Here is a 17,752-nt window from a genome sequence, read left to right on the forward strand (position 1 = left end):
TCTACCAACCCTTGAAAGGAAATGTGCCATGGAAATCGATAGTACCGGACGCAAGGCGGTTGTTACTGGGTCTACGGCGGGCATTGGCCGAGCCATTGCCGAAGGGTTGGCGCGTGCGGGCGCCTCGGTCGTCATCAACGGTCGCCGCGAGGACAGGGTCGCCGCAACGCTTCGCGAGTTGCACGCGCTTTTCCCGAAAGGCGAATTCGTCGGTGTCGTCGCCGATCTTGCCACCCCGGAAGGCGCGGCCGAGTTGTTCGCGCGGGTGCCGGATGCGGATATCCTCGTCAACAATGTGGGCACGGGGCGCCCGAAGCCGTTCTTCGATATTGCCGACAAGGAGTGGATTGGCCTCTTCGAGCTCAACGTCATGAGCGGCGTCCGCGCTTCCCGCCACTATGCGTCGGGCATGGCGAAGCGCGGCTGGGGGCGTGTCGTCTTCATCAGCAGCGAGTCTGCGCTCGCAATCCCCAAGGACATGATCGATTACGCCATGACCAAGACCGCTCAGCTCGCCATCGCGAGGGGACTGGCCGAGGAGGTCGGCGGAACGGGCGTCACCGTCAATTCGGTTCTCCCTGGTCCAACGAATTCGGAGATCATGAGCGGTTGGATGAAGGCGGCCGCGGAGGCGCAGGGCATTACGCAAGAGGAAGCCGAGCAGCAGTTCCTGAAGACGTTGCGCCCGACAACACTCCTCAATCGCTTCACGACAACTGAAGAGGTCGCGAACCTGGTCGTCTATGTCTGCTCGGAACAGGCGTCGGGGACAACAGGCACGTCCTTGCGTGTCGACGGCGGTGTCGTGCGGACAATCGCGTAAGGCTTCCATTTCGCGCAGCGCTTGACGCGGCTCCGGGAAGGGCAAGGCACCCGTCCCCTATCGGGGCAGACCACGGCCCAGGTCAAATGCACCTGCCTTCGTACGCATATCTCCTATTCAACAGCGATGTAGGCAGGCTGATAATCGGCTCCGAATTGATTGTCAGATCGAGTCGGAGGTCGATGTTGGGGGCAGAGCCGGAATCGTCCCGGTCATTTCAGAAAGCGCGTGGATACCAGGTATCCACCAGGACATGCTCGACCCAACCGATCCGTTTCCAACGGGCAATCGGGTTCCCGACACCTGGCCGCTTGAGAACGTTATTTGAAGGCGATGGTGCCGATCCTTATGCTGCCTTCTGTTGCCTGAGCCCCGAGATGGCACCGCCGTTGGAGCATTGATCGGTACTTTTCTACGCGGTTGGGACGCGCTGTCGATCATCGCATTGTGCAAAGAATCGTCCGATTGGTCTCGATAGTTGGTGAAAACCTCAAAATTTTTTTTGTGGCGATTTTCCTTCAAATCAAAAGCGCAATTTTCTGACGGATCCGGTGTCGGTATTTGCGCGGCGATTAGTAATATTTAACAGCGATTTCAAGTGGTTGTGAAAATCGAGGAGACAGTCGGAGTCGCGGGCGTGGTGTCGGCGCTGAATTGGTTCAGCCGCTTGCCAAGCTCAATATCGAAGGCTCTATGCTGTCTCGAGTAATGTCGGCCGTCGCAAGGGTGACAGGCAGCTTAAACCGTCGTGGGCCAGCGCTGCCCGGATTCAAATAAAGCACGCCATCCACTGTCTCCATCCTCGGCACATGCGAGTGACCGGACACGATCAAATCGATGCCCTGGGCAACCGGGTCGATCTGCAGCGTCTTGAGATCATGAAGCACGTAGATTGCTCGCCCGGCAAGACGTACGAGCTCGGTTTCCGCGTATGGCAGCGCCCAGCCACCGGTGTCCACGTTTCCTCTGATCGCGGTAACCGGCGCGATAAAGCGAAGCGCCGTGATGATCTCGGGGCGACCGATGTCTCCTCCATGAATGATGTGGTCGACCCCGGCCAGGCAACGCGCCGCCTCCGGCCTCAGCAAGCCGTGCGTGTCCGAGATGACGCCAATTCTGAATGTCATGGCTCTGCCACTTAGACGGTGAGGGTGGTGAAATCCGTTGCGACAAGGCTGTTCGCAAACGCCTGAACGGCTTCCGCGAGAATTTCTTCGTCGCGATAGCGGCCGGAGATGTGCGTAAGAACGAGCTGTTTTACATCGCTGGCCGCTGCCAGCGATGCTGCCTCCGCAGCTGTCAGATGTCCGTAGTCGCGCGCCATCGTTGCATCTCGTTGCAGGAATGTGGCTTCGATGACAAGCAGGTCGGCGCCGCTCACCTTGTCGGCCATTCCATCAGTGGTTTCGGTGTCGCCTACAATGACCAGCTTCTTGCCAGCCTCGGGTGTTCCGAGGACTGCTTCGGGAGCAATCGTTCGGCCGTCGGGGAGAGAAATTGAGCGGCCTTCGGCTAAATCCTTCCGGATCGGACCGTCTGGCACACCGAGAGCTACCAAGCGCTCCGAACGGAGGTGACGACGCGCCGGCGTCTCGAAGACGAAGCCATAGCTGTCGGAGTCGCGATGGCAGCTTGAAAGCAATCGACGGTGAACTCATCCACCTCGAACACGCGTCCGGGGACAAGCGGCACGAGTTGCAGCGGGATCGGCGCGCGTCCCTCACCCCAAAGGCCAGCGAGCATGCGGGCGACGACGTCAAGAGTGTCCGCGCTGCCATGAATGGACACATGGTTCTCGCTCTGCCGAAGCCGAAGCGTCGAGAACAAACCTGGAATCCCGAGCACATGGTCGAAATGCGCGTGGGTGAGGAGCAGGCGATCAAGTCGCCTGAATCCGGCGCCGCTGCGCTGAAGCTGACGCTGGGTGCCTTCCCCGCAATCGACCAGCACCCGTTGACTGCCGGCTTCAACGAGCAGCGCCGGGTGATTACGCTCGGCCGAGGGCACGCTGGCCGAGGTCCCGAGGAAGATAAGCCTGAAGGTCATGCGAGCAGTCTACCTCGGGGACAACGAGACCTCAAAGCGGGCGAAAGAGCGGTCCTTGATAGACGTTCGCGTAGCCGGCTTGGTGCAACAAAAGAGTGGGCGTGAGCGCATTTGGCATCGCGTGTCGCGTATCACGCCGGATAGGCAGTGAGATACCTCACAATCCTCTCCGATCCGTGTTCAAGAGGGCTGCGCTACGCCCGCACCTTTGCTCAAGAGAACGGACGGCCAAGGCCCCTCCGTGTGGAAGCGGCAACGCTTTCACGGTTGCGGGAGCTGAGCCCAGCGCGGGGCGGATCACTCACTGTCAGGGCCTCAGGAACCGATAGGCGAAGCGATCGGTCTTGCCCTTGATCGAAGGATCGAACACCTTGATCGAGTGCGGATCGTCCTTGTTCGCCAGCATGGTGCTTTCCGCGTCCAGGACGAAACCGGCCGCCTCCACCTCCTCGCGAACGGATGCAGGCTCGATCCGATGCAGCGACTGTGCCTCGCTCGTGCCGGCCCCAACGGCGGCGGCGTGGTCCACGATGACGTAGGAACCACCGGGCTTCAGCCGCTCGTAGACGGCTCGATTAAAGTCGGCCGCCGTCGCGCCCCTGGCCTGAATCAGAGCGGTGTGGAGATCGTGATAGAACAGATGCAGCCATATAACGTCAGCTGGCTGCGTGACCTCCGGCATCGCCACAAGGTCCGTTGAGACGGCTTCGACATTCTCTCGGCCCGGCTCCTTCGCGAGCGTCCGCATGCGGCCGACCGGATCGTCCTTGAAATTAGCGACTTCGGCCGGCACGAAGCTGTAGACACGTCCTTGGGGTCCCACGATGTCTGAGAAGACGCGGGTCCAGTCGCCGCCGCCCGGGTAGACGTCGATGACGGTGAAGCCCGCATCTGCGCGTGCGAACCGGATCAACTCGGATAGCTTGGATTGGTCGTACATAGAGATCTCCTTTCGATTGAGCATTCGAGGGGGCGATCCGCCGCTGATCCGCCGTCTACCCCATTCCGATGGCCGCGGATGGCCAGCGCTACGCCGGTCCGGACGCGTCCATCTGCGAGGCACGTGCCAGTGCTTGTGTGTCGACGTATTCCCGGATATTGGTCAATCTGCCGTCCCGGACCGTGATGGCGAAGATCCAGTCGTCCTCGAACGTCTTGTTCGTGGCTTTGATCCTTCCCCTCGCGGAGCCGACGACCAAAACCCGGTCTCCTAGCGCTATGAACTCCCGGGGTTCAGTGGACGTTTCTATCGACTTGGATGCCGTCTCAAGCAAATTCGCCAGCCCCGCGTGTCCGCGGTACGTTCCGGCCAGCGGCCAGTCCTCGCCCGGAATGATCCACTCGATGTCTTCGGCGACCAGCGCCAGCAGAGACTTCCTGTCGCCGCGGCCGATCGCGGCGAAGAAGTCCTTCACGGTCTGGATGGTCTTCTCGATAGTCATGGGAATTTCCCTATTTCGCTCGGACCGGATCACGTGACCCTGCCGGTGGGCACGTCGTGTTCGTCAGTCGAACTTGACCAGGTCCTTAAAGAACAGATGACCCCAACTATTTCCGCGCGCCTGGACCAGCAGCCCACCTTCCGAAAGCCCGCCAAGTTTGATCGGCGAGAAGCCGAGATTTTCCGCGAGCGTACCAATCTCCGCTGCGGCAGCGTTATCGTCGCTCGCCAGGAACACGACTCTCTTGCCACCATGCACTGCTGGATCTTGGTCAAGGGAGGCAGCGATCAAATGGTTGAAGCCCTTGACCAGTCGTCCACCGGCGAAAGCCTGCGCGATGAACTTGGAAGAAGGCTGTCCTCCCAGGTCCTCGGGGGGCACGCCGTAGGCATTGGTCACATCGACGATGGTCTTCCCCTTCCAGGTGGACAGCGCCTTCGCGACATCCGGATGCGACTCGAAACGGACTGCCAAAAAGATGATGTCCGCCTTGACCGCGTCCGCCAGCTTTTTGGGGACGATCGTAGGCCCGATCGCGGCCGCGTCGCCCGCAAAGCTTTCCGGGTCGCGCGTGGTTGCGACGGCTACCTCGATACCCTTGCGAGCAAAAGCCTTGGCGAGGGCTCGGCCGATATTGCCGAAGCCGATAATTGCGTAGCTCATGATGTTTCTCCGATCTTGTGTGGTGCCGAGGTCAGACCTGGGCCATGCCTCCATCGACGGCGAAATCCACGCCGGTGATGTAAGAGCTTTCGTCAGAGGCAAGGAACGTGACGGCAGCCGCGATTTCCTCTGGCTTGCCCCTGCGACCCATTGGGACCTGTGAAGCAAACTGGGCGGCCGCTTGCTCGGCTTGCTCGGGGGTAAGGCCCGTCGTTGTCGCCAATGCCGGGGTCTCGATTGGTCCGGGACTCATTGAATTCACGCGAATTTTGCGATCTTTCAGCTCCAGTGTCCAAGCGCGCGCGAAGTTTCGCACCGCCGCTTTACTCGCAGCGTAGGTGCTGAACCCTGGCAGCCCCAACACGTTGGAGACCGAAGAGGTCAGAATGATCGAACCGCCGTCACTGAATAGTGGAAGCGCCTTCTGTACCGTGAAAAACAGCCCCTTCACATTGACATCGAAGGTCTGGTCAAAATGGGCCTCTGTCGCTGCGGCGAGCGGTGCGATTGTCCCCGCTCCCGCGTTCGCGAAGAGAATGTCGATGTGGCCGTGTTCCTCTTTCACGACCGCGTAGACCCGGTCCAGATCCTCCAAGCGCGACACGTCGCCTGCGACCGGCGTAACGTTTCTCTCGATGAAGGCTGCGGCCTCCTTCAGCTCTGTCTCTCGTCGTCCGGTGATCACGACGTGCGCGCCTTCTTCAACGAAGCGCTTGGCTGTCGCCAACCCGATCCCGCTGCTTCCGCCGGTGATGACAGCGACCTTATCTTGTAGCTTTTTCATGATCTTTTATCCTTCGTTGTGTGGGCCAGGCGCGGGAACGCGCCGGCGTCAGAGTTGCGCCAGGCCGCCGTCGACGGCGACCTCGCTGGCGGTCATGAAGCTGCTGTCCGACGACGCGAGAAAGGCAGCCACCGCCCCGATTTCCGCCGGATCGGCCATGCGCTGCAGCGGAGTCATCGAGGCGAAGGCCTTCTGTCCTTCCTCGCCCAGCGCTTCCTTCGCGAGTTCGGTCGCCGTCGCCCCGGGCGACAGCACGTTTACGCGGATGCCGGTGCCCTTCAGGTCTTCCGCCCAGCTCCGCGCGAGGTTGCGCACTGCCGCCTTGCTCGCGCTGTAGGCAGTGAACCCCGGGGCGCCCGTGGTGCCGGCGCTCGACCCGGTCAGGATGATCGAACCACCCGGGCCCATCAGCGGCAACGCCTTCTGGACCGTGAAGATCGTACCCTTCACATTGGTGTCGAAGGTTTCGTCAATGTGCTCGGCGGTGATCTGGCCGAGCGGAAGCGGGGCTCCAGCCCCGGCATTGGCGAAGACGATGTCGAGGCTCCCGCGCTCGGCCTTGACCGTAGCGTAGAGCCGGTCGAGGTCGGCCTCATCCGAGACCGAGCCTTTCACCGCACGGGCATTGGGTCCGAGGTCGGCCACAGCGCCATCGAGCGCTTGCTGCCGGCGGCCGAAGATGAAGACGAAGGCGCCCTCCTCGACGAAGCGCTTTGCAGCGGCGCGGCCGATGCCGGTGGCGCCGCCGGTGATCACTGCAGTCTTTCCATTCAGTCTGTTCATGTCGTGCGTCCTTCGTTTCGCCATCTTGGGTCTTTGGCTGTGCGGTAGGTCAACCCGAGAGCCTGAAGATGGGATCGCCGAAGTCGGGCGGTGAGTGCGGAATCGTGCATATCGGTGGTGCGAAAACGATCCAGCCAGAAGATTGAACGCCGCACCGGCCGCGCGCATGACAGCTCAGCGTGCTAGAATGGGCTTCGGAAGGCGCAGCTGGCGGCGCGGGAATGCACCATGATTGACTGGGATGACGTTCGCTACTTTCTTGCCGCCGCGCGCGGAGGCTCAGTACGGGCCGCCGCCGAGCGCCTCGGGGTGTATCACTCGACCGTGCTGCGACGCATCGCTCAACTCGAGGAACGCCTCGGGGCGCAAATGTTCGAAAAGCTGCCTTCGGGCTACCGCCTGACGGCTGCGGGCGAGGAGGTCCTCGAACTCGCGAACCAGATGGAAGCGTCGTCGCACCAGCTGGAGACGCGCGTCTTCGGTCGCGACCAGAGCGCGCGCGGGCTTTTGCGGGTGACAGTTCCACCGTTCCTCGCCACACACCTGCTCATGCCGGATCTCGCCGACTTCGCGCGTATGCATCCGGACATCGAGATGGAAATCTTGACCACTGGCGAGGTGGCGAATCTGACTAACCGAGAGGCCGACGTCGCGATCCGCATTGTCGCCGACCGCAAGACCCTGCCGCTCAATCTTCACGGCCTGAAGGGACCGGAGGTGTTCAGCGGCGTCTACATGTCTCGCAATCGACTGGCCGCCTTGCGTGCGGGCACGCCTGATCCCCTCCGGTGGATCGTAATAGACGATCATGGAATTCCGGACTGGGCGCGCGAGGGAGAAGTTCACACCACTGGAGCTCCGTTCAGGACTCCGGATGCCGAGACGCAGATCATCGCGGCGCAGCAAGGGATCGGGATGACGAAACTGCCGTGCTTTGTCGGAGATATCGACCCCCTGCTGGTGAGGGTGCCGGGCGCCAACCTGCCCATGCATGGGACACTCTGGGTTCTCACGCAGGGGGAGACACGCAAGACGAAGCGCGTTCGGCTTTTCACGGAGTTCGTATCGCGCAGGCTCGCCGCCTACGCTCCGCTCATCGCGGGACTGTCCGTAACGCGTGACTAACGCCCGTCCGAGACCCGGCGGTTCGCTTGCCCTCCACGAGAAATTTCGGGGTCTCGATCGTCCATCAAAATTTTGGGTTGCTTGCCCGCCAGGCCTCGTACTCTTCGGTCGCACTTGGGTGCAGCGGATAATAGCGTTGCAACGAGCCGCCCTCCATGAGCTTCATGCGTGAGAACTCCTCCCAATCGTGATGCTTCTTGGATTCTTCGATCACCTTCGCGGCCATCGCAAGGGGCAGCACCACCACCCCATCATCGTCGGCGACGATGATGTCGCCGGGGATCACAGTGACACCGCCGCAGGCAATCGGAACGTTGACGGCATTGGGATAGATGCTGGTTTGAACATGGTAGTTGGGCGTCCAGCCGCGCAGCCATAAGGCCAGATCGAGCTTTTCGACATTGGGCCGGTCGCGCATGCAGCCGTCGATGACGATACCCGCGCCGCCTCTGCCCTTGAAATACGTCGACATCATATCGCCGAAGACGCCCGAACTCATGTCGCCGCGCGCATCGACCACGACCACATCCCCCTCATGTGCGTGGTACAGCACATGCCGGTGCAGCTGTGTTTCCGGATCGGCATATTCTCCCTCGTTGAAAAGATCGGGCCGTTGCGGCAGGAACTGCAGCGTCAGTGCCGGCCCGACGATCGATCTGCCGTGGTTCTGCGCCACCGGGCCGACCATATGCGGATTGCGGAAGCCCATATGGCCAAGCGTGCCGGCAACCGTCGCGGCGCCGATCTCCTTTAGGGCGTCGATCAGATCCTTCGGCGGCCGCGTGATGTCGGAAGTATGCGTCATCGTGGACTCCGATTGAAAGGGAACTACCAGTTCGTGACAGAACCATCGCGGCGCTTGAGGTGGGGCGCTTCCCAGAAATGGAAGCTCTGCGCCTGGACGGCCTCTTCGTTGACCTCGACGCCGAGCCCCGGCAGATCGCCCACCGGGTAGTCGGGGCCGTCGAGCCGTGGTTGCACCGGGAAAAATTCGGAATTGTCGAAGCCAAGCCTTGCTTCGGGAGCCCTGGTCTCGAGCCACGCGAAGTTGGGGACAGCGGCGGCCAGATGCACCGTCGCGGCCGTGCATACTGGACCAAGCGGATTGTGCGGCATCAGGTCCACATAGTGCGCCTCGCTCCAGCCGGCGATTTTCATCGCCTCGGTGAACCCGCCGACATTGCAGATATCGAGCCGGTTGAACTGGTGGATGCCGCGCTCGATGTAGGGCAGGAACTGCCACTTGCTGGCAAATTCCTCGCCAATGGCAAAGGGGATGTCGGTCATCGTGCGCAGGGATTCGTAGGCTTCCGGCGTCTCGTCGCGTATCGGCTCCTCGAGAAAATCGAGCACGCCGCGGTCGAGTTTGTTGCAGAAGCTCGCCGCCTCCGCCACCGACAGCCGATGATGATAGTCGATGCCGAGGACGACATCGTTACCCAGCGCCCGGCGCGCCTTGTTCAGCATGGTCGCGGTAGCGCCGATCGACTCGCGTGGCTCGAACACGTCCCTGCTGTTTTGCCCCACGGGAAAGAAGCGGATCGCCTGCCAGCCTTGTGCGCGCAATTCGCGGGCCCGCTCGATGGCAACATCGCCCTCGGCCTCGTCTCCGGTCGAGGCGAAGGTGGGGATCCGGTCGCGCTGTTTGCCGCCCAGCAGCTCATGGACCGGCACGCCCAGCGCCTTGCCCTTGATATCGTGAAGGGCGATATCGATGGCCGAAATGGCAGCCTGCAGAACCCGCCCACCTTCGAAATACTGGCTGCGATAAATCTCCTGCCAGATCCGCCCGATCTGCATGGGATCGCGGCCGACGAGAAACTCGCGATAGTGCTCGATCGCGCCGGCCACGGCCTTCTCGCGGCCGCTCAGGCCGCTCTCGCCCCAGCCGAAAATGCCCTGGTCGGTCTCGACCTTCACCAGCATCTGATTGCGCGTTCCCACCCACGCCGGATAGGGTTTGATCGCCGTGATCTTAAGTTTCGTAGTCATCCACGCCCGCGTCCCACACGCATCCGCCCTGTCTCAGTCGGCCTCGAGAGCCATTTCGGTCTCACCGTCGAACAGATGCATCCGCTCCTGGTCGAACTCGAGCCAGATCCGCTCGTCGGGCGCGACGGCAACGTTGGGCGGCACGCTGACGTTGACGATGGCACCGGACAGGAACGCCTGCACGAAGGTGACGTCTCCGGTTGGTTCCACCGTGTAGACCTTGGCCCGGATGCTGCCTTGCACCGAGCTCTTGTGGAGCTTGATCGTCGAGTGGCGTGCGCCGAGCACGATTTTCTTGGTCGTTGCCCTCGTGACCTTCTGGACGTTGCGCGGCGAGAGTCCGAGGCTCCAGCCCTCCGCGCTGGTCAACACGGTGTTGCCGTTTGCCGTCGATGTCTCGAGCGGAATGAGGCTCATTGCCGGGCTGCCGATGAAGCTGGCGACGAACATGTTCACCGGATGGGCAAAGACCTGCGCCGGTGAATCGTATTGCTGCAGGAAGCCACCGTTCATCACAGCCATCTTGTCGGCCATGGTGACGGCTTCGAGCTGGTCGTGCGTCACATAGATGATCGTCGCCTTGAGGTCCTGGTGGAAGCGCTTGATCTCGGACCGCATCTGTACGCGCAGTTTCGCGTCGAGGTTCGAGAGCGGCTCGTCCATGAGAAACACGGCGGGATCGCGCACGAGCGCACGGCCCAGCGCCACACGCTGCTGCTGCCCGCCCGAAAGTTCGCGCGGCTTGCGCTCGAGCAGGTGCGTCATGTCGAGCACGCGCGCCGCTTCCTTGACCTTCTTGTCGATCTCGTCCCTGGGCAGTTTGCGCATCTGTAGCGGGAACGCGAGGTTCATGTAGACCGACTTTTGCGGATAAAGCGCGTAGTTCTGGAACACCATTGCGATGTCCCGGTCCTTGGGGTCGAGGTCGTTGACCACCTGGTCGCCAATGAGGATGTCGCCCGATGTGATCGGGGTCAGCCCGGCAACGAGGTTGAGCGTGGTCGTCTTGCCGCAGCCTGAAGGGCCGACAAGCGCAACGAACTCGCCGTCGTTGACCGTCAGTGAAACATCGTTGACCGCCCTGAAGCCGCCATAGGTCTTGACGAGATCTTTGAGGACCACGTGGGCCATCGGCAACTCCCTAATGCTTGACCGCGCCTTCTGTCAGGGCGCGTACGAAGTATCGCTGCAGGACGAGGAACAGCACCACGACAGGCACACTCATCATGAAGCTCGCCGCCATCAGGCCCGGAAAGTCCGTGGTGTTTTCCGAGAAGAAGCGCTGGATGCCGACCGGCAGGGTCAACTGTTCATTTTTGGAGAGGAACGTGTAAGCGTAAATGTACTCGTTCCACGCGCCGATGAAGGAATAGATCGCGGTGGCGATAATCCCCGGGGTCGAGAGCGGCATCACGATCATGATGAAGGCCTGGAACCGTGTTGCCCCATCGATACGCGCCGCCTGCTCGAGCTGCACCGGGATGTTGTCGTAAAAACCCTTGAGCAGCCAGATCGCCAGGGGCAGGCCGAACGTGAGATAGGTCAAGATCAGCGAGCCATGCGTGTTCACCAGCCCGATCGCGCGCATCAGGATGAAGAGCGGCACGAGAAAGATCACCGCCGGGAACATGTTGCGCAGCAGCACGGCGAAGAACAGGAAGTTCCGGCCAGGGAAGGTGAAGCGCGAAAACGCATAGGCCGCGGGGACGGCAACGATCACCGAAAGGATTGTCGTGACGGTCGACACGAACAGGCTGTTCCAGAAGAAGCGCAGGAAGTCCTGGCCGACGCTGTTCTGTGGATCGAGCAGCTTCTTGTAGCTGGCAAGCGTAGGCTCGTTTGGCCACCACTGCGGCGGGAATTGCGTCGCCGCGAAGCCGGACTTGATCGAGGTGATCAGCATCCAGATCATCGGCACCGCAGTGTAAATCAGCATGAACAAGAGGAAGATGCGCCCGGCCCAGCGCCATCCGTCGACGCGCATGCGGCGATGGGGCCTGCCTCGGGAGGTTGTCTCCGCAAGCCTGCTCATGTGCTCCCCTCTTTCCGCTCATTGCCGCTTAGCGCCCGGACATAGAAATAGCCCAGCGTCATCAGGATGAGGAACAGGAGCACCGAATAGGCCGATGCCACGCCCCAGCGCTGGCGGCCGAAGGCGAGCTCGTAAATATGGGTTATCCAGATATGCGATGCGTTCGATGGTCCGCCTGCGGTCATGATCCAGGGGATGATGAAGGAATTGAAGTTGGCCACCGCGAGCAGCAGGATCGTCACCACCGAAACGTTGCGCAAGTGCGGGAAAGTGACGTGCCAGAAGCGCTGCCATGCACTGGCCCCGTCGACCTTGGCGGCGCGCAACAATTGCTCGGGGACCGTCTGCAGGCCGGCCATCATCATGATCATGGCGAACGGAAACTCGCGCCAGATATTGACGACGATCAGGGAGGGCAGCACCGTGCTGACGTTGTCGATGAAATTGGGTGGCCGGTCGGTCAATCCGAGGCCGACCAGCACAGCGCCGATGATGCCGAAATCCGAATGGTAGATCCACTTCCAGATATAGGAGGCGGCAACGGCGCTGATCACCCAGGGGATGATCAGGATGGCGCGCAGGACGCCGCGGCCGACAAAGTCTCGGTGCAGCGCCAGCGCCGTGGCAAACCCCAGGACAAAGGAGATGAAAGTGGATCCGAATGTCCAGATCAGGGTGTTCCAGGTTACTTTCCAGAACACATCGCTGGTGAGGATGGTGGTGTAATTGTCGAAGCCGATGAAGGTCTTGTCGCGGAGCTGCAGGCCAGGCGGCGTCTTATAGAACGACAGCTCGATCGTGTAGTAGATTGGATAGGCGATGACGACGAGCATCACGGCGATCGCCGGGAGCACGTATGCGTAGTCGGCGCGATGGGTCCAGATGTTCCGCAGCGCGCCGGACCTGCCGGGTTGCGATTTTCGGCGAGCCTCGGCCTTGCCGGTCACGATCGACACTGTGGCGTGCCCTTTTTTTCGGAACGAACCGGCCGCGCTCTCGGCGCAGCCGGTGGGTCGCAGGTCAGATTGGGACTAGAGCCCGCCCATCAGGTCTTTCACCTTCTTGGCCGCGTCGTCCGCTGCCTGGTCGACGGTCATCGCGCCGGTCAGGGCATTCTGCAGCATGTCCGGGACGATGATGTTCATAATTTCCGGGGATTCCGGCAGCGCCGGGAAGGGTATGCCATAGGGCAGCATCGAGGTCGTGACATCGAGGAACTTGATATGGTCCAGACGTTCCTTCATCCATTTGGTCTTGAAGCCATTGAGATTGCCCGGGTTCGAGCCGGCATAGGCCATCTTCAACGACCATTCAGGGCTCGTCCACATGCAGATCATCGCCTTGGCGGCCGGCTCGTCCACCTTGCCGCCCTCGACATATTCGGGCTTCAGGATGTGGATGTTCGAGCCGCCGAACACGACGGCGCGCTTGCCGTCGGGGCCAGTCGGAATCAGGCCGTAGCGCATGTTGTCGATGACGGTCTGCGCCTTTTCCTTGTCGGTGCCCGTCGCCTTCTTCTGCAGGTCAAGCATGACGTTGTAGTCGGACGGGTGCGAGATCATCATGCCTAGCTGGCCGGCGACGAACAGAGGCTGGTTATCGGCCTGCTGGTTGGTAAGTGCCGAAACCGGAACCGACTTGTCTCGGACATACATGTCGTATGAGGCTTCCAGCGCCGCCTTGCTCTGCGGGCTGTCGAGCTCCACCTCCTTGTAAGTCGGGTTCGCGGTGGCTTCGTCGAAGACGCCGCCGCCATAGGCCCACAGCTGCGGCATGAAGCGATAGGGTGTATTGCCGGCATTCTTGCGAGCCACGAGGCCGTAACCGGCAATGCCGAGCTTGTCGTGGATCTGCTTGGAATATTTGACGACGTCGTCCCAGGTTGCGGGAGCCTTGTCCGGATCGAGACCCGCACGCTTGAAGATGTCGGCATTCCAGATGAACGCCATCGTCTCGTTGTTGGTTGGAACGCCGTATGTGACCCCATCCCAGGTCACGGCCTTCATGGCGCCGGGCCAGAAATCCTCGGTCGAATAGCCCACATCCTCCGGCTTGAGCGGCTGCAGATAGCCTTTCGAGGCGAATTCGGTACCGCCCAGGATTTGCAGGCGCACCGCCATCGGCGCGGCATTGCCCAGGAGCGCGGTGCGGAATTTGTCGAGAAGGTCATTATAGGTGAGGGCCTGTTCCTCGAGCTTGATGTTCGGATAGGTCTTGCGGAAAGTCTCGAAGAAATCCTTGTAGTACTGGCGCAGCAGGTCGGGATCGCCCTCGAACACGCCCTGATACCAGAAAGTCAGTCGCCCCTTGTAGTCCAGCGGGGTGACCTTGGCGCAATCGGCGGCCGTGTCGAAATCCTGTGTTCCCGCGATGGAGCGCACATATTCGGGCGACCATTTGCTGATGTCGACCGGTGGCGCAGCCATCGCCGATGTGGACATAAGTGATGCCGTCAAAATACGGACGACAGTGCCGCGCAGGACCGCACTGCCGAGCATGATTCTCGTCATAGGTATCCTCCCTGGTTCTCCGCCCTGCGATCGCGAGGATGGTTCTTGCAGTACGGTGTATCCTCTCGACCGCTTAGTACGTTTTCAGAACCTGGATTGCCTGTCAACGCACCAGATCGTACATTGTTTGTGGGAACCGTGCGTGATATCGGACAGACTGTGTATTAATTTGGGGAGTCGGCCCTTGGCCGAAACAGACGATTTCAAAGCAAAGCCACCTCCGGGGATCGACGCCATCGGAGCCTCCAACGAGGGTGCCTCGCTTTACGAACTGATCAGGGAAGACATCATCGAGGGACGGCTCGCCGCCAACGAACGGCTTGTTGTCACCGATCTCGCCCGCCGCCACGGCACGTCGACCAATCCCGTGCGCGAGGCCCTGCAACTGTTGCGGGGCGAGGGGTTCGTCATCTTTTCTCCCAACCGCGGGGCGCGTGTAAGGCCCATCGATCAGGATTTCGTCCGCGATATCTACGAGATCGGAGTTCTGATCGAGCCAGCCTTGACGCGATGGTTTGTAGGTATGGCCACCGGTGAGGACATCGCCGAACTCGAACGTATCCAAGGCCTGATCGAAGAGAACAATTTCGCCGACACGTTCAGGCACAGTGAACTGGATACCGCATTTCACACGGTGATGTACCAGCGGCACTATAACCGCCATGCCGCCGAGCTCTGGTGGAAGCATCGCGAAGTGCTGCGAGCGGTGAGCCGGCGTTTCAATTTCACGCTCGCGCGGCGTGCCGCGATCATTCGTGAGCATCGCGAACTCATTGCGCTCATCAAGGCGGGGGAGGCCGACAAGGCGGCCGAACTCATCTCCCGCCATGTCGAGGGTTCCGGCCGGCATGTTCTCGAACAGATGCGTGCACGCAACGCCGCTCGGGCCGGATAGGACGAGGGGTCGAGTCTGGAACAGCGTGGTTGACCATTACTGAAAAGGCAGTTGAAATGAAAATCACGAGCGTTCGACCGTGGCTGATCAAGTCTGGTGCTTCCTATTGGGGGGAATTCCTGTTCGTCGAGGTGACGACAGACGAGGGAGTGAGCGGCTGGGGAGAGATCACCACCACCACGAAACTCGCCAACCGCGCCCTCTGCACGATCCTTCGACAGATCGGAGCCGCCGTGACAGGCGAAGATCCGGCGCGTATCGAATGCCTCTGGCACAAGATCTTCCGCGGCTTCACCTATATGGGTAGCCGCGGCGCCGCGGTCGAATGCGTGAGCGCGATCGACATAGCCCTCTGGGACATCAGGGGTAAAGTCCTCGGCAAGCCGGTCTACGAACTGTTGGGCGGGCCGGTCCGCGATGAGATCGCGCTCTACACCCACCCCAACCAGGCCAAATTCACCAGCAAGGACGCTGTGGTGCGCGAAATCCTTGACATCGTCGAGTCTGGACATACTGCTCTCAAGTTCGACCCCTTCCCCCACCAGGGTCGCGATGCCGACGGTGTGTCGCGCGAACAGCGGGACGGCTATCTCGACGGCGGCATGACCCGCAAGGACGAACGCGAGGCTGCCGAACTCACGGCTCTGATCCGCGAAACGGCGGGTCCAGACATCGACATCCTCATAGATGCGCATGGCCGCTTCGATGTTCCGACCGCCATTCGCCTCTGTCGCAGCCTCGAGGAAGCCGGCCAGATCGACTGGTTCGAGGAGCCATGCCCGCCCGAGAGCCTTAACGCCCTCAAGCAGGTTCGCGAGAAGGTCAGTGCCGCTATCTCTTGGGGCGAGCGTGGCCACACAAAGTGGGATTTCGTGCCGGTTCTCGAGAACAAGCTCGCCGACTACATCATGCCTGACGTCACCTGGACCGGTGGAATTACCGAACTCAAGAAGATTTCCGCTCTGTGCGAAGCCTACTACATCCCAGTCTCGCCCCATGACGCCGCGGGACCGATCAACGTGGTTGCGGGAGCGCAGGTGATGATGACCGTTCCGAACTTCTACAAGCTCGAAACGTCGGAGTGGAATTTGGGCAAGTACGATCATCTTATCGACAAGCCGCTCGATGTTTCGAACGGTAGCCTCAAGCTCTCGTTGAGGCCGGGTCTCGGCATCGAGATGAACCGCGATTACCTGCAAGCCCATGAGATCGAACTGGGCTAGCAGCGTTATCGGCGGCATGCGGGCGACAACCCGCAAATCAGAACGAGGATAAGTCATGCCAAAGACGGATGGAGCCGACGAGGCCCTCAACCGGGTCAACACCAACTCGAAGCCGTCCGAGCTTCGCATCACCGACATGCGGGTGGCCGAGATCGTCGGTGCGCCGTTCACCTCGGCGCTGCTCAAGATCTATACCAACCAAGGCATCGTCGGGCTTGGCGAGGTGCGCGACGGCGCCAGCGCCACCTACGCGCTGATGCTGAAGAGCCGGCTGCTTGGCGAGAATCCCTGCGACATCGATCGCCTGTTTCGCCGCATCAAGCAATTCGGCGGGCACGGTCGGCAGGGCGGCGGCGTCTCGGCGGTCGAGATCGCGCTCTGGGATCTCGCCGGCAAGGCCTATGGCGTTCCCATCTACCAGATGCTCGGCGGCAAGTTCCGCGATCAGGTGCGCGTCTATTGCGATACCGATGCCGAGCAACCGAGCGGCACCGAAACCGGAAAGCGCCTCAAGCAGCGCATGGACCGCGGTTTCACCTTCCTCAAGATGGACCTGGGCTTGATGCAGATCGCCCATGTCCCGGGCGCCGTGTCCGCGCCCGCCGGCGCGCTCGAAGGGTTTCATGCCAATCCGCGCGGCCGTGGCGGCACGCTTGAGGAGCGCAAGGCCCGCAATCTCGCCTACGACGCGCAGAACGTGCAGCACCCGTTCACCGGCCTGCATTTCACCGAAAAGGGGATCGACCTGCTCGAGCAGTACATCCACGAGGTTCGCGAGGTGATTGGATACGAGATCCCGCTCGCCATCGACCATGTCGGCCACATCTCGCTGCAGGACGGCATACGCCTGTCGCGTCGCATCGAGAAATACGCCCCGGCCTGGCTGGAGGATGTGATCCCCTGGCAACACACCGAGCAGTACCGGCAATTGCAGGGGGCCACCACGGTGCCGATGTGCACCGGCGAAGACATCTACCTCAGGGAAGGCTTCGAGCCGCTGCTCAAGAGCGGCGGCCTCTCCGTCATCCACCCGGACCTGCTCACCAGTGGGGGTATTCTCGAGACCAAGAAGATCGGCGACATGGCGCAGGATCACGGTGTCGCCATGGCCATCCATATGGCCGAAAGCCCGATCGCCGCGATGGCCGCCGCGCATGTCGCCACCGCGACCGAGAACTTCATGGCGCTCGAATACCACTCCGCCGATGTCGACTGGTGGGACGATATCGTCACTGGCCTGCCCAAGCCGCTCGTCAAGGACGGCTTCGTCGCCGTGCCCGACAAGCCGGGGCTGGGCATAGACGATGTGGTCGACGAGGTGATCAGCCAGCACCTGCAGCCCGGTGTCACGGGAATATGGCAATCCACCGAGCATTGGGACAATGAATCTAGCTGGGACCGGACCTGGAGTTAGCCCAGATCCCCTGCCATCAT

General features: G+C 61.3%; 18 protein-coding genes and 1 pseudogene. 6 read left to right on the plus strand and 13 right to left on the minus strand.

The window, feature by feature from the left end; genetic code table 11:
- Nucleotides 1–28 precede the first annotated feature (28 nt).
- Nucleotides 29–823: an SDR family NAD(P)-dependent oxidoreductase gene (locus ACVWWD_RS13890; RefSeq protein WP_352546782.1), complete on the plus strand. Its 795-nt coding sequence runs from the start codon at nt 29–31 to the stop codon at nt 821–823.
- A 166-nt stretch (nt 824–989) separates the two neighbouring features.
- Nucleotides 990–1,151 carry a proline racemase family protein gene (locus tag ACVWWD_RS13895; protein ID WP_435052987.1) on the plus strand — a complete coding sequence of 54 codons (162 nt, stop codon included), beginning with the start codon at nt 990–992 and terminating at the stop codon, nt 1,149–1,151.
- 331 nt (nt 1,152–1,482) lie between these two features.
- Here the strand turns inward: ACVWWD_RS13895 and ACVWWD_RS13900 are convergent, their stop codons facing one another.
- The 7 genes and pseudogenes from ACVWWD_RS13900 to ACVWWD_RS13930 all read right to left on the minus strand — a co-directional run bounded on the left by ACVWWD_RS13900 (nt 1,483) and on the right by ACVWWD_RS13930 (nt 6,541).
- On the minus strand, nt 1,483–1,950 hold the full coding sequence (locus ACVWWD_RS13900; protein ID WP_352546783.1) for a metallophosphoesterase family protein: 468 nt from the start codon (nt 1,948–1,950) through the stop codon (nt 1,483–1,485).
- An 11-nt stretch (nt 1,951–1,961) separates the two neighbouring features.
- Nucleotides 1,962–2,869, minus strand: a pseudogene (locus ACVWWD_RS13905) (MBL fold metallo-hydrolase).
- A gap of 307 nt (nt 2,870–3,176) precedes the next feature.
- Nucleotides 3,177–3,809, minus strand: coding sequence for a class I SAM-dependent methyltransferase (locus tag ACVWWD_RS13910; RefSeq protein ID WP_023782414.1), 633 nt, complete (start codon nt 3,807–3,809; stop codon nt 3,177–3,179).
- An 88-nt stretch (nt 3,810–3,897) separates the two neighbouring features.
- The gene (locus ACVWWD_RS13915; protein WP_352546786.1) at nt 3,898–4,311 is read right to left on the minus strand and encodes a nuclear transport factor 2 family protein; all 414 of its coding nucleotides are present in this window, start codon (nt 4,309–4,311) and stop codon (nt 3,898–3,900) included.
- 63 nt (nt 4,312–4,374) lie between these two features.
- Complete coding sequence (locus tag ACVWWD_RS13920; RefSeq protein WP_352546787.1) at nt 4,375–4,974, minus strand: NADPH-dependent F420 reductase; 600 nt, start codon at nt 4,972–4,974, stop codon at nt 4,375–4,377.
- 31 nt (nt 4,975–5,005) lie between these two features.
- Entirely contained in the window at nt 5,006–5,758 is a 753-nt protein-coding gene (locus ACVWWD_RS13925) for an SDR family NAD(P)-dependent oxidoreductase (protein WP_352546789.1), read from the minus strand.
- Between the two features lie 48 nt (nt 5,759–5,806).
- Entirely contained in the window at nt 5,807–6,541 is a 735-nt protein-coding gene (locus ACVWWD_RS13930) for an SDR family NAD(P)-dependent oxidoreductase (RefSeq protein ID WP_352546790.1), read from the minus strand.
- 228 nt (nt 6,542–6,769) lie between these two features.
- Between ACVWWD_RS13930 and ACVWWD_RS13935 the strand changes: the two genes are divergently transcribed.
- Entirely contained in the window at nt 6,770–7,666 is an 897-nt protein-coding gene (locus ACVWWD_RS13935) for a LysR family transcriptional regulator (RefSeq protein WP_352546792.1), read from the plus strand.
- 64 nt (nt 7,667–7,730) lie between these two features.
- Here ACVWWD_RS13935 and ACVWWD_RS13940 read toward each other — a convergent pair whose 3' ends face one another.
- The 6 genes from ACVWWD_RS13940 to ACVWWD_RS13965 all read right to left on the minus strand — a co-directional run bounded on the left by ACVWWD_RS13940 (nt 7,731) and on the right by ACVWWD_RS13965 (nt 14,200).
- On the minus strand, nt 7,731–8,471 hold the full coding sequence (locus tag ACVWWD_RS13940; protein ID WP_352546793.1) for a ribonuclease activity regulator RraA: 741 nt from the start codon (nt 8,469–8,471) through the stop codon (nt 7,731–7,733).
- A 23-nt stretch (nt 8,472–8,494) separates the two neighbouring features.
- Nucleotides 8,495–9,658: a mandelate racemase/muconate lactonizing enzyme family protein gene (locus ACVWWD_RS13945; protein ID WP_352546794.1), complete on the minus strand. Its 1,164-nt coding sequence runs from the start codon at nt 9,656–9,658 to the stop codon at nt 8,495–8,497.
- Between the two features lie 33 nt (nt 9,659–9,691).
- The gene (locus ACVWWD_RS13950) at nt 9,692–10,789 is read right to left on the minus strand and encodes an ABC transporter ATP-binding protein (RefSeq protein ID WP_352546796.1); all 1,098 of its coding nucleotides are present in this window, start codon (nt 10,787–10,789) and stop codon (nt 9,692–9,694) included.
- A 10-nt stretch (nt 10,790–10,799) separates the two neighbouring features.
- On the minus strand, nt 10,800–11,690 hold the full coding sequence (locus ACVWWD_RS13955) for a carbohydrate ABC transporter permease (protein WP_023771325.1): 891 nt from the start codon (nt 11,688–11,690) through the stop codon (nt 10,800–10,802).
- Nucleotides 11,687–12,646: a carbohydrate ABC transporter permease gene (locus ACVWWD_RS13960; RefSeq protein WP_352546797.1), complete on the minus strand. Its 960-nt coding sequence runs from the start codon at nt 12,644–12,646 to the stop codon at nt 11,687–11,689. The genes ACVWWD_RS13955 and ACVWWD_RS13960 overlap by 4 nt, the downstream gene beginning before the upstream one ends.
- Nucleotides 12,647–12,721: 75 nt before the next feature.
- Nucleotides 12,722–14,200: an ABC transporter substrate-binding protein gene (locus tag ACVWWD_RS13965; protein ID WP_031240557.1), complete on the minus strand. Its 1,479-nt coding sequence runs from the start codon at nt 14,198–14,200 to the stop codon at nt 12,722–12,724.
- A 184-nt stretch (nt 14,201–14,384) separates the two neighbouring features.
- Between ACVWWD_RS13965 and ACVWWD_RS13970 the strand changes: the two genes are divergently transcribed.
- From ACVWWD_RS13970 to ACVWWD_RS13980, 3 genes are read left to right on the plus strand one after another with little or no spacing between them, the layout of a single operon-like run.
- Nucleotides 14,385–15,095 (plus strand): GntR family transcriptional regulator, encoded by a 711-nt coding sequence (locus ACVWWD_RS13970; RefSeq protein WP_457103125.1) that lies wholly within the window; start codon nt 14,385–14,387, stop codon nt 15,093–15,095.
- A 56-nt stretch (nt 15,096–15,151) separates the two neighbouring features.
- Entirely contained in the window at nt 15,152–16,318 is a 1,167-nt protein-coding gene (locus ACVWWD_RS13975; protein WP_457103126.1) for a mandelate racemase/muconate lactonizing enzyme family protein, read from the plus strand.
- A gap of 55 nt (nt 16,319–16,373) precedes the next feature.
- Nucleotides 16,374–17,732: a mandelate racemase/muconate lactonizing enzyme family protein gene (locus tag ACVWWD_RS13980; RefSeq protein ID WP_457103127.1), complete on the plus strand. Its 1,359-nt coding sequence runs from the start codon at nt 16,374–16,376 to the stop codon at nt 17,730–17,732.
- The last annotated feature ends 20 nt before the right edge of the window (nt 17,733–17,752 follow it).

The sequence above is a fragment of the Mesorhizobium sp. URHB0026 genome (assembly GCF_054059755.1).